The sequence below is a fragment of the Morganella sp. BCCO 40_0007 genome (genome assembly GCF_032989665.1).
Classification (GTDB): Bacteria; Pseudomonadota; Gammaproteobacteria; order Enterobacterales; family Enterobacteriaceae; genus Morganella; species Morganella sibonii.
The window spans coordinates 231,609-255,585 of the sequence record NZ_JAVBIN010000004.1; the positions used below are offsets into that span (position 1 = coordinate 231,609).

A 23,977-nucleotide genomic window follows, 5' to 3' on the forward strand; every position below is an offset into this window, starting at 1 on the left:
CCAGAAGCGGGCAGGCGAGGAGGGGATAGCATTGCGCGCTGTCAGTGATACCAAATTTCTCATACTGTACTTGCATAGTGGAGGTTGGTTAAACATTTAGTCATAAAAAGAGTAAAAACCCATGGCAATTATAATTAAATGAAATTTTAAAAGGTATGTTGAATGCACAATATATTTAATCAAGATTTTAAATAGTCACTGAGATATCTGAAACCAACTAAACACCTACATTAATAACATGGTATCAAAATTAATTATTGATACCATATCAATAAACACTTCAATTCCAATTAAACCACTTTGTCAAAACAATGATTACATAGCCCTTGTTTCGTATAAGCGGGATGGTTTGTATCTACAGGTTTTTTACAGGCCGCGTGAGGACATATAAAAGCCTCTCCAATTTCCATCATAAACTGCTGAAAAAAGGAATCCTCTAAAGAAATTCGTCTGATATCTCTTAACTCTTTTACACCTAGTTCATTGAGAACAGAAGTATCTAATTTACTCTTGGTTATGTTTAATGAGTTATAGCACCCATAATCAACTGAGTAAACATTATAAGAAACCCCCGCATGGTCTTGATGTGAGTACCCGCTCTTTCTAAGGTGTATAACTCTAAAATCAATAAGATTCTGAATGTGTTTATTATTTGAGTACTTCTCTGGAATGAGGAAGTGCATGGATTTCTTTTTCTCAATAACTTCCTGAACAATCTGAGTTAAAAGATTCCTTTCAATTTCATTTTTATCAACTTGCTCTTTCTTATCTTTTTCATACCACTCAGCATTAGCAGCACGTAAATTTTTAACACTAATTCTTAAAGCTGTAGATGTGGATGATAGCATGAATCTATCATAGCTATTCAAAAAGAGATTCATAAAATCTCTAGGAATACCAGCGCAAGCAATTAATATTTCATTCAGCGCAACATTGGCAAATAAGATATTTATAAAACTTTCTTTAGTTTTCTTTTCTTTTTTTATTAATGCATCAACTTCTTTTTTATCGATTGAAGATAAATGTTTGTATAAGAGATCATTAAAGAAATCACGAGTTTGATTTTTGTTTACCTCGAACACATATCTTAAATCCAGATGATAACCAAAAACATCACCGCCATCCTCTAACCCATAAAACTTATTATCATTTTTAAATCCAAGATTTGTTCTATTGGGTATCGCTGCTATCTTTGTAACCACATTAATAGCTGAAAATGTTTTCTTTATTATTTCAGCTAGCGCAGGTTGAGTATCTTTAGATATTTCAGACCATTCATCAAGCATGACCATGATGAATCTTAGATCCAAAGAAGAAATAATTTCCTCAATGACATTTGTCATATGAAGAATAGATATATGCATTCTTAATTCTGTTTGCTTTGTTTCTTTTGTTGAACTACCAACACTAGCTTTTAAATTGGGGCTTTTCGATATTTCAACACCACCATTAATACTTTTTACCTCCTCTTCAGAAACGGTCAAATCGCTCGTTTTCTTTAACTCTCGCCCATCAAATTCAAGGTATAACTCAGAGAATAGTTTTTTTAAATGCTCAAATTTTGATTCAAATAACATATCATTTTTAGAATCAAATTCATTAGCCTCTAAAATCTGAGGTAAATTTTGATACAGATTAAATGAAACTTCTTGCATTATGTACTTAAAGATTAGTACAGCATTAACATCCTGACTATCTGAACTCGTAGATATAAGAGGGATAATCCTTCTCAAATCAATATAAACTGGAAATATTTTATCACTAGAAAAATTATTCATTATTTCTTCTGACAATGCTTTCAGCAAATGCGTTTTACCCGACCCCCTTCTGCCGTATATAACACTATTATTGACATTGTTGATATTTCTAATATTTTCCCCGCCTGAATAAAGCTCAAGATAGCTACTATAATCTATCTTTTCCGCCCTTATATTATTAGCAAGCTTACTAATGCAATTCCTGATTTCAATTTTTTTAATACTCATTTTAATTTTTCACTCCCAGAAAATTACTGTACCAATTCATCATTGTTCTACGCCCTTCAAGATATTGCGCATGGTTGTAAGTCCCCCGAATACTGTTTTTATCAACATGTGCCAATTGCATTTCTATCCATGAACTCTCGTATCCCTGCTCATGTAGTATTGTTGATAAAGTATGTCTAAAACCGTGTCCAGTAATTCATCCACCATATCCAATACGTTTTATAACCTGATTTATACTCGCCTCACTCATAGGCTTGTTCGGATCGTTCCGCCCCGGAAAAACATAACGATAGTTCCCTGTCATGATCTTGAGTTCATTGAGTAAATCTAACGCCTGAACAGACAATGGCACAAGATGTGATCTGCGCATTTTCATCCTTTCAGCGGGAATTTCCCAAATAGCGTTATCTAGATCAAATTCTGACCATAATGCCGCACGTAATTCGAGGGTTCTCACACCCGTAATCATTAGTAATTTCGTGGCAATCAGGACAAGCCGACTTCCGGTGTATCCGTTTAAGGCGCGAAGAAAATCTGGTATCTCATCAGCCTTTAGGAACGGGAAGTGATTTGATTGGTGTACTTCGAGAGCGCTGGAGAGATCAGCCGCAGGATTGTACTCCGCCCTACCCGTTGCAATTGCGTAGCGAAACACTTCGGAGCAACGCTGCCGTACTTTACGCATTTTCTCCAACGCACCACGTTTCTCAATTTTACGCAGTACGTTCAGCAGCTCTAGCGGTTTAATCTCTCCCACTGGCCTTGTTCCGACATAAGGAAAAATGTCGTTCTTAAATGCTTCCATGATGTCAGAGGCATAACCTGCCGACCATTTGGCAGACTTCATCTGATGCCACTCTGTCGCTATCTTTTCAAACGCGCTTTCAGACTCGGTTTGCAAAGCAATCTTCTGCTCTTTTCGAACCTCACTCGGATTCTTTCCTTCCGCGACCAGTTTTCGGGCATCGTCACGACGGGAACGGGCATCTGCAAGTGTGATCGTCGGATACACACCCAGCGAGATCATTTTGGGTTTACCGGCAAAACGATAACGGAACCGCCAGCTCTTGCTTCCATTAGGTTCTATAAGCAATGACAGCCCTTGCCCATCTCCAAGTGTATAGGCTTTAGCTTCAGGCTTAGCGCGGCGAATCTACATATCGTTTAAAGGCATGTGTATAGGAATCCAAGACCGAACAGGAACATATACACAATCCTATACACATTCCGTATCGGATTCTACTGGATGGTTACGGACAGCAACGGACTAAAATGAAATAAAATCTTTATAAATCAGGGTGGTTATGGATGAATACGGACGTTTGGGGAGGTTAAAATGGTGCCGATAATAGGAATCGAACCTCCGACCTTCACATTACGAATGAAAGCAACACCCAATTATGCCTATATAATTCTGGTCTCTGATGGAAAACAGTTGTCCAGGGTCAATGCTGCCGATCATCACAAAGTGCCGGAAGCAAAGTGACTCAGCTCCATGATTACTCACGGGACTCCGCAATACGCGCCTGTAGCCAGGTTTCAACCTCGCTTATAAAAGTCGGAAGATATTATTCAGCCGCTTAAATAGAATAAGGCCCGGCGGGCCTTATTCCATATTAAGATTACTCAGAAGTTATATCTGATGCCAAGCATGGCGGCACTGTCGTTATAGCCATTATCACCAACCTGAACACCCACATTTCCCCATAAATCCAGGTGTGGGTTGATTTGTCCTTCCAAGCCAATTTTTACTTCCCCCAGGTTCTTTGTTCCTTTCTGAGAGATATTTACACCGTCCATTTTGGTGGAAAAATTACGGGTGTTATGGACCCAGTTTGCTTCAATAAACGGCTGGAACTCTCTGTTTTTTGCGTCATCTTCACGGGTGTGCCCTTTGAGGTAAGTACGCATTCCGAGACGAGTCTGAATATTCCCGTCACCCTCATTTTCAACATGAGTACCGTTCTTTTCCCTATGCTCACCAGCCCTGACATTCATGAAAGTAATTTGTGCCTGAGGCTGGATAAACCATTCATTACGGGAACCTTTGCTGCCGGTGAACTCCGTTAACTTCTGAGTATAACCGGTTTCAGCGGATGCTGTCAGACCCCGGGAACGATATGACTCTGTTTCCTGAGATTCACCGTTTACTTCATTGTTAAACCAGTTGAATTGTAACCAACTGTCCAGATATAAACCATTTTCGCCGGTACCATTAGCATACCATGTTGCATAAGTACCAATACTGTATCCATTTACAGAACCTCTGGATTTATAGTCGGTAACCGATGAGTTAGTATGACTGTTCTCATGACCATAGCCGGCCATTACACCTAAACGCCAGCGATTAAAACCGTCAGATGACCATTGGGCAATATCACCACCGAGCTGCATAACATAGCGGTTACTCTGTGTTTTCAGCTGTCCGCTGTTATCGCGCCAGTTGTTATGTCCGCCGAGCTGACGCATCCACATGCCGGTCACTTTTTCTTCACCGGTAAGCGCATCGGTATACTGAGTTTCACCCAAACGGTCATGAAGCCGCGTATTAAACATGGAATTAGCTGCGGCCAGATTTCCGGTGTAACTGGCAGCTTCCGGCCGAACTTTATGAGTCGGATTAGGTTCCGGATTAGGTTCAGGGTTAGGTTCTGGTACATAACTGGTCAGGTACCAGTTACTGTCTTTTTTGATAAGGTCGTAATCGTATGCACCCGCAACAATACGGCCTTTCTTTTCGAATACTCCATCTGAAAGCCCTGTGACACTAATGAGCTCTATACCATTGAGTGTTGCATCCCCCTGTCCGCCCAGGTTCCTTACTGACACCATCGTGTGACCTGAAGTATTTCCATTAACAATCATTTTATCTGAAAGAGAATTATCTGCGCCCAAAACCGTATTGAAAATGATAGTAGCTTTATCTTTTTCACTGGCTCCCGCATAATTTCCATCAATAAATAACCGATTACCTGCTACGGAATCAGCACTCCCCAAATAAACCTCGCCGTTCTTTAACTCTAAATTACTAATAGTTGAGGATGATGTCATTACCCAGCGGGCCGATTCACCATTAAGCTTCAGATTAACAATTCCCCCCTTGTTATCCTGATAATACTTTGCTGAGCCTTTCCAAACTGAATCATTTAAAAGCTCAATATCAGCAAGGGAATTCTCGGTTTTGGTAATAATATCACCTTCCCAATAAGCATTATCAACAAACATATTTAATGAGGCATTTTTTCCCTGATAATCAAGAACCCGTATATCACCATAAGCCTGAGAATCTCCCGCAATCTGCATTGTCAAATTTGTATCTTTGGCTGTAGCAGCATCGTCTTTTACGGAAACAATAGCTAAACCTGAATCACCTTTAACATATGAGTTATCATTTACACTAAATTTTGCGTCAGTATTAGATTGATAAATTACCCACTCACCGGCTGAAACAAAAGTTTTTTTAAGCTTAACTATTGCATCATGGTCAATAATATCTGAATCATTGGGAGACAGAATGTTAAATGCTGAGTTACTGTCACTGTTTGAATAAACATGACTGTTATTTAGTTCTATTTCCCCCCCTCCACGAATACGGAAGGCCTCAATATTACCCTCAGTGTTTATAGTAAAATTATTTCCGGTAAATATCGTATTCGCAGTATCGTTAATACCGGGATCATCCCAGTCTGTATGGTTTAAATAAACAGCAATTGCAAATCTGCCATCTTCTGATTTAGCATTCAGAGTTGTATTTTTCAGTTCCATGGACGTTTTCCAGTCGTATCTCCCTGATAATGCTACGGCAATGCTTGAGTTTGTATTATTACTGCCGGTTGTGTAGTCAATAATGGTATCTGACACTGATATATTTCCGGTATCTACAGCTTTTAATACAGTTTGTCCATAATTACTCTGTAAATGACTACTGTAAATATCAATGAAACCATCACCGGGGGCGTAGAATACAGCAGAGTTGGCCGAGTTATTTACATCAGATATAACTTTACTGCCTGATAAAATTAATCTGGCATTTTGCTGAGACTCAAATGCGTTGATATAGCCATTAGCAATATCATTAGTAACATAAACAGAGCTATCCGTAATTGTCACTGGTGTGTTACTTGCAAACAAAACCCTTCCCGTATTAGAGGATAACTCACTATTTTTAATAGATACGTCACCGCCCCCCCAACTTTGAATAAGAAATTTATTTTCACTGCTATCGGCAGACCCTGAAATATTTAATTTAGCACCATCAACATAAAGGCTACCTCCTTCACTTACATTAAGAGCATGCCCATATAAAGGAAAAGTATTTACATTATTATCATATGAATAGTTATACTCCCCCCCGGTAATATTAAGTTTCCCCTGGTGTACATCTATGCCATATGAATTATTTTGATTTACTCCTGAAGCATTAACCTTACTATTAACAAGGTTTAATTCTGCGTTTTCACCTTTAATTGAAATGGCTGTAGAACCATTGTTAATATTAATAGACTCATTATCAATAACTTCCTTTGAATTATTAACATCAATAGGTGATGTTATTTCCGCATGTGAAACGGAAGAAAAAGAAATAAAGAAAACAATGGGTATTTTAATGCACTTCATCATTTACTCCGAAAAGGTATAAATAAAAATCGGTTGAAATATTATAAACAATTCATTCATGATTTTACGGTTATTATTGAAAATGATCGTTATCATAAATAAATAAATAAATAAATATGATTTAATGCATAGGATGCATTTACTGAAGAATCTTCATGAACATTAATAATACCCTGTTCACTTACCTTCCTGGTATTTACCATTTCATTGAAAAGTATTTACTGGCGGATTCCCCCTCTGTTTCATACATGCGTAGAAAAAATTCAGTAGGAGTCATATTAAATACTGATATAATATTAAAAAACATAGTTATTGACATATCACTCTTTCCTTTCTCATAACGGGATATCTGCTGTTGACTAATTCCAATCTCAACCCCCAGATCAATTCCACTCATGTTTTTTTCTTTTCTTAATTCTCTTATCAATTTACCGACATCATTCAGCAGAATATGATTACTATCCATAATACCCCCCATTAAGTCATAATATGACTTAGATATAATAAATATTATAATCTGACAGGAAGTCATCGAAAATGACATTATCTACTTTTAATATGAAGAGAATATCTGTCAGACAGTTACCCTGTATAACTTCAGTAAGAAACTTACTGATAAAGGTTATTTATTTACAACAAGCAGGCCCGACAAGGGCCTGCTTGTTGATATCAATCAGAATAACTTTTTCTGACAAACCACATAATTTTTTTCCTTTATATTATTTCCACCAACCGTCCCATAAGGAGTACCTGCAAACATTTCTACCTTAATATATCCGCCATTGGAAGTTGTAGTAGAGGTAATATAATAGAGATTACTACCGCTACTACTTTGTGTTTTGAAACCAGCACCAGGGTAATTACTTAGTGTTCCCCATTCATCCCAAATTCGCCCATTCATTTTTCTCCACTGTGATGTTAGTTCATCTTTTGACGGGAGATAATAATTATTGCCTATAAAGTTGGCGCAATAATCACTTGCTTCAGCTGGAGTGAATTGTTGATCTCCAGAATTTTTAAACCAGAAATAAAGCTTAAACTTATAGACTGCCTCTGAGCCATTTATTTTTGACTTTACTTTAATCTCTACGTCACGACTTGTTTTAGTAGGCTCACTTAAAAATTTTACTTTACCATTATCCAGAGAAAACCAATCTGCAGATGTAGTCCACTCTAAACTCGATGGCTCTGAATTTGTTTTTAATGTGAAAGTAGCGCCATTAAACCCTGACCATGGAAAAGTTCTTGGATACTCACCAATTGGCATTGAAGTAAGTTGCGGACCACTTACTTTTATACCAGTAAATTTAACAGCATCTGTAAACGTAATTTTATCCTGAATACTCCCGTTATCATTGCTTGCTATAATAGTAAAGTCACCAGATACAGAACTCGTAAATTCAGCCACAATAATACCATCATTATCTGACCTGATCTGAGGTTGATATATTATTGACTCGTTATCTGCTGATAAATTGATAAGCTGATCTTTTACAGGATTCCCATTACTATCTTGAATTTTATATTTTATAATATTTTTACTTCTACCGTCTGAAACCTGATTATTTTTAAGAATAGAGTGCTCTGTAATTTTAGATGATATTGCATCAGGCTGTAGCTCTATACTTACCTTGAGTCCCCCAATACTGCTACCACTAAACTCAGGATAAAAAATATAATTACCAGAAATTTTTCCTTTTACTGTAGTCGTGTAATGTCCTTTATTATTTGCAACTTCTCTTATTTCACTTATAGTCAAATTATTACTGACATCTCTATTTTTACTATCATATTCAGCTCTGAATGAAATTTTATCCGCCAGCCCACTCAGCACTGTTCCATCCGAATCTTTCAACGTTAATTCAAGTGTTGATAGTGATGTATTATCTGCAACAATTGATGCTGGATTAGCAGATAGAGACGATTTATCTGAATCTGGCATGGTATCACTAATTTTGATCGTCGCAGGTCGAAGATTTACTTTTCTTACAACAGGGGTTAGTTTAACAGTCTCTGTGGCGTGTCCTGAATATACAGTTAATTCAAATGTACCAACATCCTTACGGATCAACTCGGACACTTTAGCTTCAACTATTCCTTCAGATTTAAGTACAATATCTGATACTGGAATATCTGTTTTTTTCCCTGAAAGGTCCACAATTGAAAGTGTAAGGGTCTGCTTACTCTGCCCATCCGCAGGAAGTACGCTGCTCTCTGGAGTGAAAATACTTTTTTCCACACTAACCACGGGTTCCTGCACAATAATCTGAATATTGCTTTGTTCAGAACGGTTTCCCTTCCTGTCCACTGCCACACCGCTGACAGTGTAACTGTTAGAAGCCTCCAAACCTGAGCGATAAGCCGGCATCACCACCGCCCAGTCACTCCCGTCCTGTACTATTTTGCCTCCTGCAGCGATGAGCGGGGAAGCCGACCAGTCAATGCGCTCCAGGCCGTACTTGCTGTTGACGGATACCCCCAGAGACTTCTGCTCACCGGCATATCCCGTCACCAGGTCAGCCGTCTTCAGGCTGATAACCTCTTTCTTTCGGTATTCCAGCACAATGTTGTTGTTACGCTCTACCAGGTCATAACGGCTGCCGGCCAGGCTGCGCATGGCCGCTACTGCACCAGGATTAATCTGCTGCTGCCACGGTACGCCGAGCTGATATGTTATATCCATACTGAAACGGGTATCATTTTTCCCGGACTGCCCCCGGCGCTGTTCAGCACCAAACGTTAGCAGGGGAACAGGAGTGTAGTTAACCCCGGCAGTGACAGCGTTCGGATTCTTCTGGCGATTATCACGGCCAAACAGTGCCACTTCATCGCCGTAATACTGCTCATACATCAACTTTCCGCCAAGTTGTGGCAGTGACGGCAGCCAGTACAGTGCCCGGACATCCCATCCGTTTGCCGGACGTTCTTCATAATCTTCCGTGTCCGGTGAATTTTTCCACGTTGTCAGTCGATGGTAAGTGTTAACACCCAATTTAAGAAAATCACGCTGATATTCTCCTCCTAACCCCATTCTGGCATGGCCTCTCGACAGGTCGTAGTCAAAAAAGGTGTTTGCGCCCAGCATCCAGTTGTCACCGGAAAACCAGCGATATCCCAGCCCCAGATTAGCCTGAGTCCTGTCATCAGTCCGGTGGATGCTACCCTGAGTAAAAACAAGCTTGTCCTTTTGTTCGTACAAAGGGACAAGCAGGTCCAGTTGTGAGTTTTTCAGGGAAAAGTTTTTATCCGTATCAAGCTGCACCCGGGCAGTGCCGAACCGGCTGAGCCATTGCTGAATTTCATCGCCGGCTGCTCCTGTGACCACCCCGCGGGCCAGAGAAGCGGCGGTGTCCATGTCAGGGTTATTTTGCAGGAACCGCCCGGTTCCGGAAACGAAAGCTGCTATTTTTTGTTCTGAGTCCGTAACAGGAGAGGACACAGACAATTGTTTTCCGGAAACAGGAACGAGAATATATTTTCCTTGCGGTAACAGAGCTGCTGTATCGAATTGTGAATAAGAAAAATTAAGTGATTTCAGCTTTTCAGCAGAAGTATGGTACCGGGAAGCCAGCGTAGCTAATGTTTCACCAGATGAAATAGCATGCCACTGCACAGGTTTTTCCGCAGGCAGTAAATCAGCAACCTCCGTTTTTGCAATTGCAGGAGAAATTACGGCTGAGAAAGGAAATAATATCTGTATAACGATATTCAGCCATACGACCAGCTGAATCGATTTTCTAGATTGAATCGCAGGTTTATCTATTAGTTTTTTTTTCATAAAAGTCACGGTGTTATTGGCATCTTCCAGTAACTAAGATTGAATTATTGAACAAAAATGATATTAGGGACTAATTATCTTGCTTAATGTGGTATATATCGAAACAAAATATGGCAGGAAAATATACAGTAAGTAAAACCACATGAAAAATTGTTATTAACGATCGATGCCACCAATATGATAGATAAAAACTATCATAAACAAAATATCGATCGTTTTTATCGATCTATTATGCAGTTATGCGGGAATAGGTGAGGCATTTGATTCCGTACAGCAGTTCATCGGTTCACCCATGAACTTTTCCGAATCCTATACCGGGGGAAAGAAAAACTATTTTTAGCAATTGAGGTTTCGAGCAAAGAAAACTTGATTTGGATGATGAAAGGAGTAACAAATACTCATATTTATATCAGCTCAAATACTTTTCATATAAATACATTGTATAAGCCGACTGACCGTTTTCCTGCAGCTAGAATTTATTTCATAAAATCAGAAGATCATTTTGGGTCGGCGACATTGGTGCTGATATCGAACAACACGGGTTTAAGCCAGCGCCAGTGAATGACGCCAGCTTCTCGGAGCTCATTAATGATGCAGGGTATGCACAACGCTATAAGTCGTGGTACGAGAAAAGGAAAGCCGACTCTAGATTATCTGATGGTTTACTCGTAGGGCGACTTCAAAATACTACCGTAGATTAGGGCATCTGGCTGTCTTCTGATGGACGTTGCCTTATTTGTGGTGAAAAAACCGATCGCATGATGAGCAGTACTGTTTGGGGAAAGTCCGGGATGATGATTGGTATGCAGTAGTGTTTGACACAAGAAGCCGAGTCTCAGAAACAATCAATTCTTCTCAGCTATCTCTCAAAGTATTTGGGTGAAATAGTTATGTTCTCAAATATACGTCCACAGACTACTGAAGAAATGCTTGAGCAGATCTGTGAAATACTTAGAGTAAATTTCAAATGCACTATAGTGAAAGTCAAAGGGGAAACTGTAACCGCCCGAAGACAGTCCGGGATCACCGTAGTAATCAGACACCAATCTCCATCGAATTATGCCTATATAATTCTGGTCTCTGATGGAAAACAGTTGTCCAGGGTCAATGCTGCCGATCATCACAAAGGGCCGGAAGCAAAGTGACTCAGCTCCATGATTACTCACGGGACTCCGCAATACGGGCCTGTAACCAGGCTTCAACCTGACTTTTCTGCCACCGGGAACTACGTCCCAGTTTAATCGGTTTCGGGAACTGCCCTTCCTGTATCTGCTTGTAAAACCACTTGTCCGTTAATCCGGTTAATATGGTGATGAATTTCATGTCCACGAGTGGTTCGTCAAGCGGAGAAGGGGTAGTGGTGGTATTGATGGTATTCATGGGGAATCTCCTGTCTTTGTTTAATTAAGGCAGAAGTGCTATCGATGACGCAGCGGATATCACTTCTATAAGATTCCCCTTGTCTGTAAAAAAAGATTTACCGGCGTGTTTTACGCCGTTTGTTTCTGATGGTTCCCCGCCAGAATGTCCGGTCGATCCCCGGCACCTGCAGTTTCACCCACTGGTCTGTTTTGCAGATATAGTTCACAGCGGTCATCAGGCCTTCCCGTCGCTGGCTCTCACTGCGGTGCAGCATGCCGATGCCGCAGATACGGTAATCTGATTTATAGCGGTTGCAGTTAAAGTAGATCCCCTGTCCCTCGGTGATGGTTTCCTGCCAAAACTCACCGATGAGCCTGGCTATCGTGATATCCTGTCTGACATGCTGGCCGTTGAAGAAAAACAGGCAGTGGTAGTGAAAGCCTTTCTCACGACCGTATTCCAGTTTCAGGATATAACCGACGCAGTGTTTAAACAGGGGTAACCGCTGTATTGCTTTGTACAGGGCAATCCGGTGACGGGTTAAATCCCCGGCAGTGACTTTGTGACTGACCCGTTTTCCGTAAGACAGGTCTGTCCGTACCACCAACAGCTTTGCATGGCGTTCAAACAGGTTTTCAATATAGCGGCAACAGAACCGATAATTCTTGCGGGCACTGTTCTTAAAGGTACTGACAGCGGTTTTATACTCTTTGCTGTCCACGGACTGAATAAACTCACAATAGGCGTCATTTAACTGTTTAATATCCTCCTCTGAGTCAGGATAGTATTCCGACAGCATCGGAACATAACGAATATGATATTTCTCAGCAAGAGAAACAATCAGCGGAATAACCGGATGTAATTTACGCCGGTTGCAGGTTACCTGGGAAAGAGAAAGAATGTTTTGCATTAATTCATAAAACAACTGACCGGTTTCAGTGGTCTCAATTTGTAATTTATCACCAAAATAGCACGCACTAAAAGGAGCAGACTGACTCTTTATTTTAATTAATGCAGTGGTGTGTGACGCGATCAGCCGGAATAACTCACGATCTGTTGTGTCATCGGTAATCTCCGTACCATTATTGTAGATTTGTGAAAGCGCCAGTATTTCACAGGTTATATCGTCATTCATGATTAATTCCCTCTGGTTGATGATGGTGTTTCTGTTCATATAACAGAGGAATACATTTATCTTTTTACTGAAACAGGAAATTCATAACAAGTAGGTTTAAAAGATGATTAATGATATCCATTCTGAACGATCCCTCAGATTACAGGTGTTGATTAACAGAAGTTATTGCCCATGAAGATGAGTAAGTAACTCAGAGTGATATCACCATTATCAGCATCAGTAATAGAAGTGCCATTCGATATATTTGGGTACTAATTCGATAAAAGGATGGGATTATCGATAATAAAGTGGTGGATATAATAATAGCGGTTGATATTAACCTGATACAGAGAGTACCGGGTAAGATAAATGTAATAATAAATAATCCTTTTTTGATTGTTACCTGAGTTTATTAAAACAGTATGCACAGACAGCATTTGCAGCAGGCTTCACGATGCACAAGATACCTGAAAGTTAGTCTCCTCACAGAAGTAGTTACGGGGAAAAAGATAAGTAACCGTGAGCATCATTTTTTCCTGTAAAAAGCACTGCCTGACCCAGTATTTTCAGATAACTATGTAAATTACATGATAAAAACACTTCATTTTCAACTCATTAAAAAAACAATAAAACTATTCTTAATCTACGTTATCACGACAACATCACTTTTTCAGAGACCAAAACAAACTACAATAACGACATATCAACTACACGGTGTGGGCAAATAATGAACGATAAAAGCTATGAGATTGATGAGTTGCTCAAAGTGAAAGACCTGAGGAAAGCGGGTGTTTTTGTATTTTTCATGTCAACAGAGCCCAGGTTTGAATGGGTTGAAAATAAATATTTAGCAGGTGACAGAAATGACAAATCACGGTTAAGAGATTTAATCCATGAAGTTATTGGCATGGAGAACAGTAATTATAATTACCTTACCAATGAAGTTTTAAATGATGTAAATAATAATCTTATCAGTATTGATAAGTTTGAATGGATTAAAGAAGACAGTATTGCCTCTGCATATTGCTGGGTAATGTTAAATAATATAAAGCCCTTAACACCCATAAGCGATAAATATACTCAGGCAATTCAACAGTCAAACGTGGTAAAACCCACTGTTAAGAGTTGGTCGGACAATAAAGAATTCAGGGGTTTACCTGTATCACAGCAAATAAAATACATTAAAAGTAAATTTGGAATAAAAGAGAATCATGTCAGCACTGAAGAGATGTATCGCGACTTCCTGACTGTCTTTGATCATATGAACCTGCGGTTTGGTGAAAAAGAAAATATTATAAACATGCTTAAGGATGAATGGATAAAATCCTTCACAGCAGTAAAAAATATAAAGTGGCTGAGTAAGGATAATGATGATGCCTGTAACTGGGCATGGGATTATATTTGCAATTACTCTGTCGATAATATAAAGGTATCGGTCTGGCCACTCCGGTTCTTTAATCCCGTAAGTTCCGGGGATAAATATATTTGTTTTTATGCTGCCCTGCGGGCATGGAATGATAACCCCGGGGGGAAGAAGTATTTTTTATACTCTCTTAAAAAGGCATGGCAGCAGCGTACTCTCCGGAAAAAACAAAAGAATAAAAAAACACTTAGCTGCAGTCTCGATGAGGAAGTTAAAATTCATCTTGAGCAACTGGCTGACGCTTATGAAATGACGATCACCGATTTGGTGACCCGGTTAATTGAGAACGAGTACAATGCACCGAAAAAATAATTTGCCTGAATCAGTGATTTTTCAGATACACATTAACTTACTGACATAACAGGAAAAACACCGGTCAGGATAACTGACCGGCGACACACCCTGTCGTTTTCCCGTTTTTTACCCCCCGAAAACAGCGATTTTCCGCGTCATACCCTGTCAGACCCCTTTGTTATGCTGTGGTTGTCTTAAATCACCTGTAAGGAATTTCTGTTATGGCAACCTACCGTATCGACCCTGACCTCGCGTTTATCGGGCAGTGCAGCAATGAAGACCTCAGTCTGCTGGTCTCCGTCCTGACTCACGACAGTAAAGACGGCAAAAAACGGCTGGCGGAGTCTCTGACCGCCTCACCGGAATATCAGCTCTTTTACCCTGACCATCAGAAGTACTGGCCAGCCATCTGTGCCGAACTGCAGGCCTTCGGGGCTAACAGCCTTGTCACGCTGCTGCGCGGTAACAAAGGCGTGCTTTACCGTGAAATTCTGCACGATGTCTGCGACAAGCTGAAAGTGAACTACAACAAAGAAAGTCCGGTGGAAACCACCGAACTTAACCTGCTGATGAAAGTCCTGGAGAAAAGCCTGCGGGAGATGTCACAGGACGAGCTGGTCCGTTTTGCGGACGGACTGAAGCTGAATCTGTCCGCGCCGACTCCCCAGCTTATTCTGCTCGCGGTGCAGGCCGCCGTGACCAGCTCCGGTGTCGCAGCCCTGCAGTTTGCCACAATTGCCGCTGTCGGTGTGATTGAAGCCATGGGCGGTATTGCCACCTGGGGTACGCTCTTTGCCGCCAACCGCGCGCTGGGGGTACTGGCCGGTCCCGTCGGGATTGCGCTGAGCTCCGCCTGGCTGATAGCCGATATTGCCGGTCCCGCTTACCGGGTCACCGTTCCGGCCTGCATCATTGTGGCGTACCTGCGTCAGAAGGCCCTGGCGGCCTGATTTCCGTATTCCGCTATTCCCTTTTTATCTGACTGACTCACGGAGGCTGCGCTCATGCATACGTCAGATTCACGCCATGACCGGCTTGCGTCACGGCTGGCCATCATTATCAGCCGCCTGTTCCGCGGCGAAACACTGTATCCGGCACAGCTCGCCCGTGAGTTTAATGTCTCGGCCCGCACACTGCAGCGTGATTTCAGTGAGCGCCTGGTCTTTCTGGACACGGAGCCGTATCAGGGCGGATACCGGCTGGCCGCCGGTCAGCGCCCTTACCGGACAGACAGCGATATCCTGTACTTTGCCGATATCACCCATATCACCCCGCTGTTCCCTTCGCTTGACCGCAGGCTGCTGTCCGTTCTGCTCAGTCCGGAAAACGGTGCCCCCTGTCTGGTCTACCATGAGCCACCGCAATCCGCCCCGACGCTGTTCGGTGGCTTTTATGTGGTGACACAGGCGATTGTCCGCAGGCGGCTGCTCAGCTTCCGCTGTGACGGTCAGGACCATGAGGGCATGGCTCCCTACAAGCTGATTTACTTTCAGCGGGACTGGTATCTGTGCGGGGAATGGCAGTCTGCCCTGCGGGTGTTCCGGTTCAGCCAGCTGCAGAACATTGCTGTGTCCGGACGCCGCTTCCGGCAGGATGCGGTTATCGCACGGACGGTCACCCGGCCCGAATTTATCACCGCATTACCCCATTATCAGTTTATCCGTTCATTACCTTAATAAGGATGTCACCATGAAAAGAAGTCTGACACTGCTTGGTTGTTTACTGCTGTCCGCCCCGGTTTTTGCACTGCGCATGCCCGGTGAGGTGCAGCCTGACCGTTACACTTATTACCTGACCCCGGAATACGGGCAGCAGCTGAAAATGCAGAACGACGGCAAAGGCCGGAAACCTGCGTGGCAGCCACTCCCTGCCGGAGAACTGAAAAGTGAGACAAGAGCGGATTTATCCAAAGGCCATCCGGCTCCGGTGGCCATGACCTGTATCAGCAGTATTTATTATAACACCGGGGCTCAGGCCAACTGGCTGAAGGTGGGCTGTATCGATAATAACGGTATGGAGTATGAAACCAGTAAGAAATGGCCGCCGAAATCCGTCGCGGAGCGGGTCTGTAAAGCCGGAGAGGGAGACTGTGAGTCCTTCCTGCAGATGGATACTGACAGCTGGTCCGGTCCGCAGTAACTGAGGCATGTAAAAAGGAAATACAGATGTCTGTTTTTAAATTAATGGCCACCACGCTCGGTGTGGTAACGGTAGCGTTAGCTACGTACTGTGCCTGGCAGGCTGCGGCTGAGGCGGCAGACAATGAGGATGCCTCCGCAGCGGAAAAGCTGGCGGCAGGCCTCAGTGCCGCGCTGGCCTGCTCAGCCGTGCTGGGCGGTACCCTTGACCGTCTGCTGGGTCGGCTCTTTCCCCGCTGACCTGAACAGAAGACTGGTTTATTACATCACCCCTGACGGCAGACGTTCACAGTCTGCCGTTTTTTTATGCCCATTCACAAATCAGTAACCCACTTACCCATAAATACAAAGGAATTTCACAATGACATTATCAGCCCTTCCGCTCCAAGAGCCCGCAGCCATCAAAAGCAATCTGGTTCATCCCCGGGGCAGAGACACATTCTGGCGGTTTTATTTCGGCAGCGTATCGGACTGGCAGCGCCTGGAAGGTGACATTTTTACCCGGATGAGCGAACTGTGTGACGTTTATTATGGCGCTTTCTGGGAGTTCAGCATGCTCACCAACGGCGGTGCGTTTATCTGGCCGGATATGCCGGAGACCACGCTGTACCTGTTTAATCCGCATAACGGCAATGACGCGGAACTGAGCCCGGAAGCGGCCGGTATCGCGGTATGCCTCATCACTTACAGTCTCTGGTCATTTAACACTGAGAGTCCCGTGCTGGTGGAGTATTTTTATCAGTTACGGGACTACGCCCTTCAGCATAAGGAGTGTGCCGCTATTTTTCGCCTTATTGATTAACGGGGAGCAACACCATGAAAAAAGCAACATTATCTGCGTCACCGGCGGCAGTCTGGCAGACATTGCTGACTTACCTGCTGCAACAGCATTACGGCCTCACTCTGAATGACACGGAATTCAGTGATGAGCGCGTGATTGAGGCCTGTTTTTGTCGCGGGGTGTCACTGTGTGAGGCACTGAATGCCTTTGCGGGGAAATGCGCCCTGGTCCGCACTGGCCGGCGCAACAACGGTATCACTGAGCCGTCACTCGGTATCACTGCGACCGATATTCTGCGGGCACGGAAAGCAACTGGTCTGACAGTACACCGCAGAACTCACACCACCAGCCGATACACCTCTGTATAAAAAGCCCGCCTCCGTACCCCATTTTATCGCGTCCTTTACACCTTCGGCTCCGGCTTTTACCTGTCCACCCTTTTATCCGTTTAATTTTACAGGAGTATTAGTATGACCCGTTTAGCCTCCCGCTTCGGCAGGGCGAATATCATTCGTCGTGACCGTCCGTTAACCACCGAAGAATTATACTGCACTGTACCCAGTGTCTTTTCAGCAGAGAAACATGAATCCCGCAGTGAACGCTATACCTATATTCCCACCATCACCCTGCTTGAGAGCCTGCAGAAAGAAGGTTTTTATCCGTTCTTTGCCTGTCAGACCCGTGTCCGCGACGATAGCCGCCGGGAGCACACCAAACATATGCTGCGCCTTCGCCGTCATAACCAGATCACCGGTATCCAGGTACCGGAAATTATTTTGTTAAACAGTCATGATGGCTCCAGCAGTTATCAGATGCTGCCGGGATTATTTCGTGCAGTTTGTGAGAACGGGCTGGTCTGTGGTGATACCTTTGGTGAGGTCAGAGTGCCGCACAAAGGTAATGTCGTCGATAAAGTGATTGAAGGGGCTTATGAAGTGCTGGAAACGTTTGATGCGGTGGCTGAAAAACGAGAACAGATGCAGTCTCTGTTGTTACCACTACCGGCACAGCAGGCGCTGGCGCATGCCGCTATCACGTACCGGTTCGGGGATGGCCACCAGCCGGTCACGGAAGAGCAGGTGCTGCAACCCCGCAGGTGGGAAGATAAGAAGGATGACCTGTGGACAGTATACCAGCGTTTACAGGAGAACCTGATTAAAGGTGGGTTGTCCGGACATACAGCCAAGGGGAAACGATCACACACCCGGGCCGTGACCGGTATCGATGGTGATATCCGTCTGAACAAAGCGTTGTGGGTGATGACAGAAAAAATGTATGAGCATTTCAGAAGTCGTCAACCCGTGTGAGTTTTGTGTATAATTACCAAACAGGCGAATCAGGAAGGTCACTGTAACCTCTGAAAAATAATCTCCGATTCCGGTATGGTTTTTATCTCGGGGGTGCATTAGGGGGTTCATTATTTATCAACATCAATATTTTATCTTAAAATCAATGAATTTATAGCCATATGCGACTCCTGTGATCGCCGGCTGGGCTTAAACCTGAAACGGCGGGTAAAGAAAAAACTACCTGAGCGAATAAAAGTACCGTTAATTACCGCAACCCGAATTAATGAAGGCTGGGCAATGGATTTTATGAGCGATAGTCTGTACTACGGTAAATGTTTAAAAACATTGAATATTATTGATGAAAGTACCCGCGAGTGCCTGGCAATTGAGGTCGATACTTCATTACCGGCAGAGCGGATTATTCGTATTTTATCCCGGTTAAAAGAAGAACGCGGGTTACCGGAATATATCCGGGTGGACAACGGGTCTGAATTTATATCGGATAAACTGGTTCAGTTTTGTACAGAAAATGAGGTCACTCTGAATTATATTCAGCCGGGAAAACCACAACAAAACGGTTTTATTGAGCGTTTTAACGGCTCATTCCGCCGTGAATTTTTAAATGCGTATTTGTTTGAGTCACTGAGTCAGGTGAAAGAAATGGCCTGGTTCCGGATGCAGGATTACAACCGGAACCGGACACATGAAAGCCTGAGTAATCTTCCGCCTGAGCTTTACCGGAAGCAACCGGAAAACTCTAATCAGAACTGTTTCAGATAAGGGGAAATGGACACCTCAAGGGCTATCCGTTGTTCTGCGGTCAGTTCTATTTTTATGAGATGGAGCTTGATCCTCAAACGTCATAAAATCAAGTATCTTAATTGATCACGGATATATACCCTTATTCATTCAAACCGCAGGTTCGTTGGCTGCGCTCAGCCTGCAGCTTGAATTACGTTGGGTATATATACCGGATTAAAATATCAATTAAGTAAGGTAACTATTGTATTTTGAATAAATAACTTTTTTAAGATTTTTAGTATTGGAAGACATATTGAGAATAACGCAACATGCAGAAATTGAAAGGGAAATGCGAAGTTTTATCAGTGCCGGTTAAATAACCGGCACCAGGGAAATTAACGCCAGCGTTCTGTCGCCCAGGCGACCTGCTGTTGTGCGTCGTGGAAAGTCCAGGCCACGAAGCGACTGATTTTTTGCCCCTGCGCCATTTCAATGGTACGGACTTCGGCCGCACCCACCAGCTTCAACGCGTGATAAATCGAAGGCAAGGTAGTGTTTTTAGAAATCAACGAGGTGAACCACAGGCAGTTTTGCGCCAGGCTAACGCTCTCCTCTACCATTTTACGCACAAAGGCTTCTTCACCGCCTTCACACCATAGCTCTTTATTTTTGCCGCCAAAGTTATGTACCGGCGTGTCGGCTACCTCGCCTTTACCCAGCTTGTGCAGTTTGCGGCGGGTGCTGGCTTCCGCTTCCTGTTCAGAGCTGTGGAACGGTGGATTACACAGTGTGGCATCAAATTTCTCCGCCACGCCGATGATGCCGTTCAAAATAAATTCGGGTTGTTTTTGTAAACGCAGACGCACACCGTTTCTCAGTGTCGGATTCATCTCCACGATCATTTTGGCCGTATTGAGCGATACCGGATCAATCTCCGAACCGGTAAAACGCCAGCCGTATTCGCGCAGGCCAATAATCGGATAAATACAGTTGGCGCCAACACCCACATCAAGGATCGCCACGCCTTTACCGCGAGGGAACTCACCGCCGTTGCTGGTCGCCAGCAGGTCGGCCAGATGGTGTAAATAGTCGGCACGCCCCGGGATCGGCGGGCACAGATAATCGGCGGGAATGTCCCAGTATTCGATGCCATAAAAATGTTGCAGCAACGCACGGTTGAGCATTTTAACCGCCGCAGGATCGGCAAAATCTACCGAAATGTCGCCCCAGGCGTTCGGCTTGACGAACGGCTCCAGTGCAGAGCAACTGGCGATCAGCGCCGGGAAATCATAGCGTGAGCGATGACGGTTACGCGGGTGCAAGCCGCTTTTCTGCTGCAGGAAGGTTTTCTTTTTTTCCACCGTGAAGGGCTCTCTTAAAGGTATTTCTGGCGCGTACGATACCATATACCGGTACTGAAGAAAGGGAAGAGATCACTATGCGCAAAGCCCGATTGACTGAACATCCGATTATCGCCGTTCTGAAGTCCGTCGAAGTAGGACGGACAGTCAAAGATATCTGCCGTGAGACCGGTATATCCGAAACCAGCTACTACAACCGGGAAGCCGGGGTTCCCTTTTCGGCTGTATCCCGGTATATTTTATGATTATTTCCGGAAGCGGCTGACCAGCATTAACCCCAGGAAATAGCTGCCGCCAAGGACAGACACCAATGTTCCGGCTGCTATCTGTGACGGCCAGATAAGCGTTTGTCCCAGCCAGTCCGCCCATATCATCAGAACCGCGCCTGCCAGACCGGCAAAAATCAGCTGTGATTTCACTTTCTGAGCACCGCACAACGCCGCCATATGTGGCGCAATCAGACCGGTAAAGGCCAGTGGTCCGACAGTTGCAGTCACCAGAGCACACAACAGGGCGACAAGTATCAGCATCAGCAGAGCGGTGCGGCCGGTATGCAATCCGCGGGCCTGAGCAAATGTTCTGCCGATGGATATCAGCGTCAGACGGCGGCTGAGCGCCAGTATGATAACAGTCAGTCCGGCAATCACGGATGCAAAAAGTACACTTTGCTCTCCGCTGACACGATAGGTGGAACCGGACAGCCACAGCAGTATCCGGTAATTACTCAATGCCCCCTGCGCCAGAAAGAATTGCACAAAGGCTTCCAGTCCCGCCGTCAGCGCAATCCCGGTAAGGATTAATGTTGCCGGTGCAAACTGATGCCGGCGTCCGAGTAAAAGCAGAATCCCCAGTACCAGAGCACTGCCGGTCAGTGCTGCTCCCCAGAGGGAAGTCTGAATCATATTTCCCGTTAGCACGCTTATCAGGATAAGTGCAACCGTTGCACCGGATGACACACCAAGAATATCCGGGCTTGCCAGCGGATTATAAATTAACCGTTGTAAGAGGGTTCCGGCCAGCGCCAGTGCAACACCTGCCGTGGCAGCTGACAATAACCGCGGCCATCTCAGAGACCAGCGGAAAGGCTCCGGAGCCCCCCACAGGAAGCCGGTTTCCGATTGCTGAAAAAAGATCGTGGTCATCAGCCCGGCAAACAGCAGAAGTACAACAACACTCATTGCGTGCGGCAGAAAACGGGGAGAAATAACCGGTTTCAGAATAATGGTCATCTGATCCTGTGCGGTGAAACGGCGGCGGCTGAATACAATAAGTGCAGGCGCACCAATGGCGGCAGTCATCACACCGGTCGGGATCACCGTCTGCATCAGTTGCCCGAGAGCCAGAGCCAGGGTGTCAGCAAACAACAGTAAAAACGCCCCGGCAATCACAGAGAAAATCAGCTCCTGTAACGCAGTGCGTGCACCGGCAATCCGGACAAGATTCGGTGCCAGCAATCCGATAAAGCCAATCATACCGGCAGTACTGATCACGACTGAAACCAGCCATGCTGAAAGTACCATAAACAGCAAAAATACCGGCAAAACAGATAATCCGCGTGCTTGTGCGCCCTGGTGTCCCAGCCGTAATACCGTCAGTATCCGCGGGGCGAACAGCAGAATAAACAGAACAGGCAGCAGGCGCGGCATAACATCAGTGACATTTTGCCAGCCATCCTGAGTCAGATCGCCGGCTCCCCACATAAAAATATTTTGCGCAAACTGCGAATTCAGTGTAATTACCGCGGTTGCAATGGCACCAAGCAGAATATTGACCACCATACCGGAAACAATCAGTGGTAATCCTGTAATATTACGGCTTCCTGTAATCAGGATGACAAATGCAAACGCCAGCAGCGCGCCTGCGGTTGCAACAGGAACGGCATAATCAGCAGACAATTCACTGAAACTGACAGATAAAATAACCAGTGCAAGCCAGGCTCCGGATGATGTTCCGAGTGTCATCGGGGACGTGAGGTTATTTTGTGTCAGCTGTTGCATCAGGCTGCCGGTCAGCCCCAGCGTCGCACCAGCCAGCAATGCCATACAAAGTCTCGGCAATTGTCCGTAAAGATAAAATACAGCCGGAAACGTTTGTGCCGCTTCCGGCGTAAAAATCAGGCTGAGTTGCTGTTGCGGAGATAAGCCGGGCTCAAGCTGTAAGTTAATCACTATCAGCAGAATAAACAGCAGCGGAAAGAGTATAAGGTAACGGATTTTCATGAGGCGGGCGCAATCTCCAGCAAACTATCCGTAATGGCATCCGCCATCCGCTGCAATGAACTGACGCCACCGTAATTCCAGACCGGCGCAACGCCATTAATTTTGCCCTGCTTCACAAATGGCATCGCCTGCCACAAACGGGTGTCTGCCAGTTTTTTTTCTTCAGGAAAAGGGCGAAACCAGAGAACATAACCATCACCGGCGTCCTGTAATACATTGATCCGCCGCTGGGCGATTCCCCAGGGCTGCGCGTCCAGAGGGATTGCCGGTGTCAGGCCAAGGTTACGCAGTACATAGTTAACAGCAGAATTATCAGCCGGCAGAAAGACGGTGGTCAGCGTGGAAAAACGAATGACAGTAACCCGGGTACCCGGCGGATAAACAGCAGCCAGTTTATTGCTCAGCTCCGTAAACCGCTGTGTTAAAGCAGCCAGTTGTTCATCCGCCTGCTGTTCTCTGCCAAACAGTATCCCCAGCGTTTTAAGGTGACGGATAGCCACCGGAGCGGCATCATCTGCTGATGAAAAATTAGTCAGATAAACGACGGGCGCTATCTGCTCTAACAGCGGAATCAGATCTGCCTGTGATGCACCCGCCAGGATAACATCCGGCTTCAGTCCGGCTATTTTTTCGAGATTCGGTTCTGCCCGGGTTCCGGTTTCAGCCACGCTTTCTGTCAGTACGGGCAGTCCGACCCACTGCCGGTAACCGCTGGTTTCTGTTGCCCCGGCAGGGGTTATCCCTAATGACAGCGTTTGTTCAAGCAGATCCCAGTCCAGCACCACGACCCGCTGCGGTATGGTTTCAAACGTGTGCCCGCCACGGTCATCATTTATTGTGACAGCCGCCTGCCCTGCTGCCGCAAACATCAAAAA

At 44.5% G+C, this 23,977-nt stretch carries 17 protein-coding genes and 3 pseudogenes; 10 read left to right on the forward strand and 10 right to left on the reverse strand.

Translation table 11 applies throughout. The annotated features are described in order from the left end of the window. Positions 1–290: 290 nt before the first annotated feature. The 7 genes and pseudogenes from R5268_RS06800 to R5268_RS06830 all read right to left on the reverse strand — a co-directional run bounded on the left by R5268_RS06800 (position 291) and on the right by R5268_RS06830 (position 12,877). Complete coding sequence (locus R5268_RS06800; protein WP_317418963.1) at positions 291–1,985, reverse strand: ATP-binding protein; 1,695 nt, start codon at positions 1,983–1,985, stop codon at positions 291–293. A 1-nt stretch (position 1,986) separates the two neighbouring features. Beyond that, positions 1,987–3,138 (reverse strand): annotated as a pseudogene (locus R5268_RS06805) (tyrosine-type recombinase/integrase). A 473-nt stretch (positions 3,139–3,611) separates the two neighbouring features. Then, on the reverse strand, positions 3,612–6,605 hold the full coding sequence (locus tag R5268_RS06810; protein WP_317418962.1) for an autotransporter outer membrane beta-barrel domain-containing protein: 2,994 nt from the start codon (positions 6,603–6,605) through the stop codon (positions 3,612–3,614). 193 nt (positions 6,606–6,798) lie between these two features. Further along, positions 6,799–7,068 carry a helix-turn-helix transcriptional regulator gene (locus R5268_RS06815; RefSeq protein ID WP_317418961.1) on the reverse strand — a complete coding sequence of 90 codons (270 nt, stop codon included), beginning with the start codon at positions 7,066–7,068 and terminating at the stop codon, positions 6,799–6,801. Positions 7,069–7,275: 207 nt separating this feature from the next. Then, complete coding sequence (locus R5268_RS06820; RefSeq protein ID WP_317418960.1) at positions 7,276–10,380, reverse strand: inverse autotransporter beta domain-containing protein; 3,105 nt, start codon at positions 10,378–10,380, stop codon at positions 7,276–7,278. A 1,158-nt stretch (positions 10,381–11,538) separates the two neighbouring features. Then, positions 11,539–11,760 carry a helix-turn-helix transcriptional regulator gene (locus R5268_RS06825; protein WP_317418959.1) on the reverse strand — a complete coding sequence of 74 codons (222 nt, stop codon included), beginning with the start codon at positions 11,758–11,760 and terminating at the stop codon, positions 11,539–11,541. Positions 11,761–11,857: 97 nt separating this feature from the next. Next, positions 11,858–12,877 (reverse strand): inovirus-type Gp2 protein, encoded by a 1,020-nt coding sequence (locus tag R5268_RS06830; RefSeq protein WP_317418958.1) that lies wholly within the window; start codon positions 12,875–12,877, stop codon positions 11,858–11,860. Positions 12,878–13,583: 706 nt separating this feature from the next. Between R5268_RS06830 and R5268_RS06835 the strand changes: the two genes are divergently transcribed. The 9 genes and pseudogenes from R5268_RS06835 to R5268_RS06875 all read left to right on the forward strand — a co-directional run. Next, positions 13,584–14,591, forward strand: coding sequence for a hypothetical protein (locus tag R5268_RS06835; protein WP_317418957.1), 1,008 nt, complete (start codon positions 13,584–13,586; stop codon positions 14,589–14,591). A gap of 203 nt (positions 14,592–14,794) precedes the next feature. Further along, positions 14,795–15,523, forward strand: a complete 729-nt coding sequence (locus R5268_RS06840) for a DUF3944 domain-containing protein (protein ID WP_317418956.1) — start codon at positions 14,795–14,797, stop codon at positions 15,521–15,523. 54 nt (positions 15,524–15,577) lie between these two features. Further along, positions 15,578–16,249 carry a helix-turn-helix transcriptional regulator gene (locus tag R5268_RS06845; RefSeq protein ID WP_317418955.1) on the forward strand — a complete coding sequence of 224 codons (672 nt, stop codon included), beginning with the start codon at positions 15,578–15,580 and terminating at the stop codon, positions 16,247–16,249. A 13-nt stretch (positions 16,250–16,262) separates the two neighbouring features. Next, positions 16,263–16,712 (forward strand): hypothetical protein, encoded by a 450-nt coding sequence (locus tag R5268_RS06850; RefSeq protein WP_214232846.1) that lies wholly within the window; start codon positions 16,263–16,265, stop codon positions 16,710–16,712. 26 nt (positions 16,713–16,738) lie between these two features. Further along, positions 16,739–16,951 (forward strand): hypothetical protein, encoded by a 213-nt coding sequence (locus tag R5268_RS06855; protein ID WP_036410584.1) that lies wholly within the window; start codon positions 16,739–16,741, stop codon positions 16,949–16,951. 121 nt (positions 16,952–17,072) lie between these two features. After that, positions 17,073–17,513 (forward strand): antirestriction protein, encoded by a 441-nt coding sequence (locus R5268_RS06860; protein ID WP_317418954.1) that lies wholly within the window; start codon positions 17,073–17,075, stop codon positions 17,511–17,513. Between the two features lie 14 nt (positions 17,514–17,527). After that, on the forward strand, positions 17,528–17,860 hold the full coding sequence (locus R5268_RS06865; RefSeq protein ID WP_317418953.1) for a TA system toxin CbtA family protein: 333 nt from the start codon (positions 17,528–17,530) through the stop codon (positions 17,858–17,860). Positions 17,861–17,962: 102 nt separating this feature from the next. Next, complete coding sequence (locus R5268_RS06870; RefSeq protein ID WP_317418952.1) at positions 17,963–18,799, forward strand: DUF932 domain-containing protein; 837 nt, start codon at positions 17,963–17,965, stop codon at positions 18,797–18,799. Positions 18,800–18,979: 180 nt separating this feature from the next. Further along, positions 18,980–19,561, forward strand: a pseudogene (locus tag R5268_RS06875) (integrase core domain-containing protein); the annotation flags it as partial. 356 nt (positions 19,562–19,917) lie between these two features. On the opposite strand, the gene rlmF reads toward R5268_RS06875, so the two are convergent. Continuing rightward, positions 19,918–20,883, reverse strand: a complete 966-nt coding sequence (gene rlmF, locus R5268_RS06880; protein WP_317418951.1) for a 23S rRNA (adenine(1618)-N(6))-methyltransferase RlmF — start codon at positions 20,881–20,883, stop codon at positions 19,918–19,920. Between the two features lie 77 nt (positions 20,884–20,960). On the opposite strand from rlmF, the pseudogene R5268_RS06885 reads away from it, so the two are divergent. Further along, positions 20,961–21,080: pseudogene (locus R5268_RS06885) on the forward strand (transposase); the annotation flags it as partial. Between the two features lie 48 nt (positions 21,081–21,128). Here R5268_RS06885 and fhuB read toward each other — a convergent pair. Beyond that, on the reverse strand, positions 21,129–23,102 hold the full coding sequence (fhuB, locus tag R5268_RS06890) for a Fe(3+)-hydroxamate ABC transporter permease FhuB (RefSeq protein ID WP_317418950.1): 1,974 nt from the start codon (positions 23,100–23,102) through the stop codon (positions 21,129–21,131). Beyond that, a complete protein-coding gene (locus R5268_RS06895; RefSeq protein ID WP_317418949.1) occupies positions 23,099–23,971 on the reverse strand; it encodes an iron-siderophore ABC transporter substrate-binding protein in 873 nt (290 codons plus the stop codon). The genes fhuB and R5268_RS06895 overlap by 4 nt, the downstream gene beginning before the upstream one ends. Positions 23,972–23,977 lie beyond the last annotated feature (6 nt).

Excerpts from the sequence above, each read along its gene's own strand:
- R5268_RS06845 (WP_317418955.1), top strand. The coding sequence starts at position 15,578 with ATGCATACGTCAGATTCACGCCATGACCGGCTTGCGTCACGGCTGGCC.
- R5268_RS06835 (WP_317418957.1), top strand. The coding sequence starts at position 13,584 with ATGAACGATAAAAGCTATGAGATTGATGAGTTGCTCAAAGTGAAAGAC.
- R5268_RS06810 (WP_317418962.1), bottom strand. The coding sequence starts at position 6,605 with ATGATGAAGTGCATTAAAATACCCATTGTTTTCTTTATTTCTTTTTCT.
- R5268_RS06820 (WP_317418960.1), bottom strand. The coding sequence starts at position 10,380 with ATGAAAAAAAAACTAATAGATAAACCTGCGATTCAATCTAGAAAATCG.
- fhuB (WP_317418950.1), bottom strand. The coding sequence starts at position 23,102 with ATGAAAATCCGTTACCTTATACTCTTTCCGCTGCTGTTTATTCTGCTG.
- R5268_RS06895 (WP_317418949.1), bottom strand. The coding sequence starts at position 23,971 with ATGTTTGCGGCAGCAGGGCAGGCGGCTGTCACAATAAATGATGACCGT.
- R5268_RS06840 (WP_317418956.1), top strand. The coding sequence starts at position 14,795 with ATGGCAACCTACCGTATCGACCCTGACCTCGCGTTTATCGGGCAGTGC.
- R5268_RS06860 (WP_317418954.1), top strand. The coding sequence starts at position 17,073 with ATGACATTATCAGCCCTTCCGCTCCAAGAGCCCGCAGCCATCAAAAGC.
- R5268_RS06865 (WP_317418953.1), top strand. The coding sequence starts at position 17,528 with ATGAAAAAAGCAACATTATCTGCGTCACCGGCGGCAGTCTGGCAGACA.
- R5268_RS06800 (WP_317418963.1), bottom strand. The coding sequence starts at position 1,985 with ATGAGTATTAAAAAAATTGAAATCAGGAATTGCATTAGTAAGCTTGCT.
- R5268_RS06855 (WP_036410584.1), top strand. The coding sequence starts at position 16,739 with ATGTCTGTTTTTAAATTAATGGCCACCACGCTCGGTGTGGTAACGGTA.
- R5268_RS06825 (WP_317418959.1), bottom strand. The coding sequence starts at position 11,760 with ATGAATACCATCAATACCACCACTACCCCTTCTCCGCTTGACGAACCA.
- R5268_RS06850 (WP_214232846.1), top strand. The coding sequence starts at position 16,263 with ATGAAAAGAAGTCTGACACTGCTTGGTTGTTTACTGCTGTCCGCCCCG.
- R5268_RS06870 (WP_317418952.1), top strand. The coding sequence starts at position 17,963 with ATGACCCGTTTAGCCTCCCGCTTCGGCAGGGCGAATATCATTCGTCGT.
- R5268_RS06830 (WP_317418958.1), bottom strand. The coding sequence starts at position 12,877 with ATGAATGACGATATAACCTGTGAAATACTGGCGCTTTCACAAATCTAC.
- R5268_RS06815 (WP_317418961.1), bottom strand. The coding sequence starts at position 7,068 with ATGGATAGTAATCATATTCTGCTGAATGATGTCGGTAAATTGATAAGA.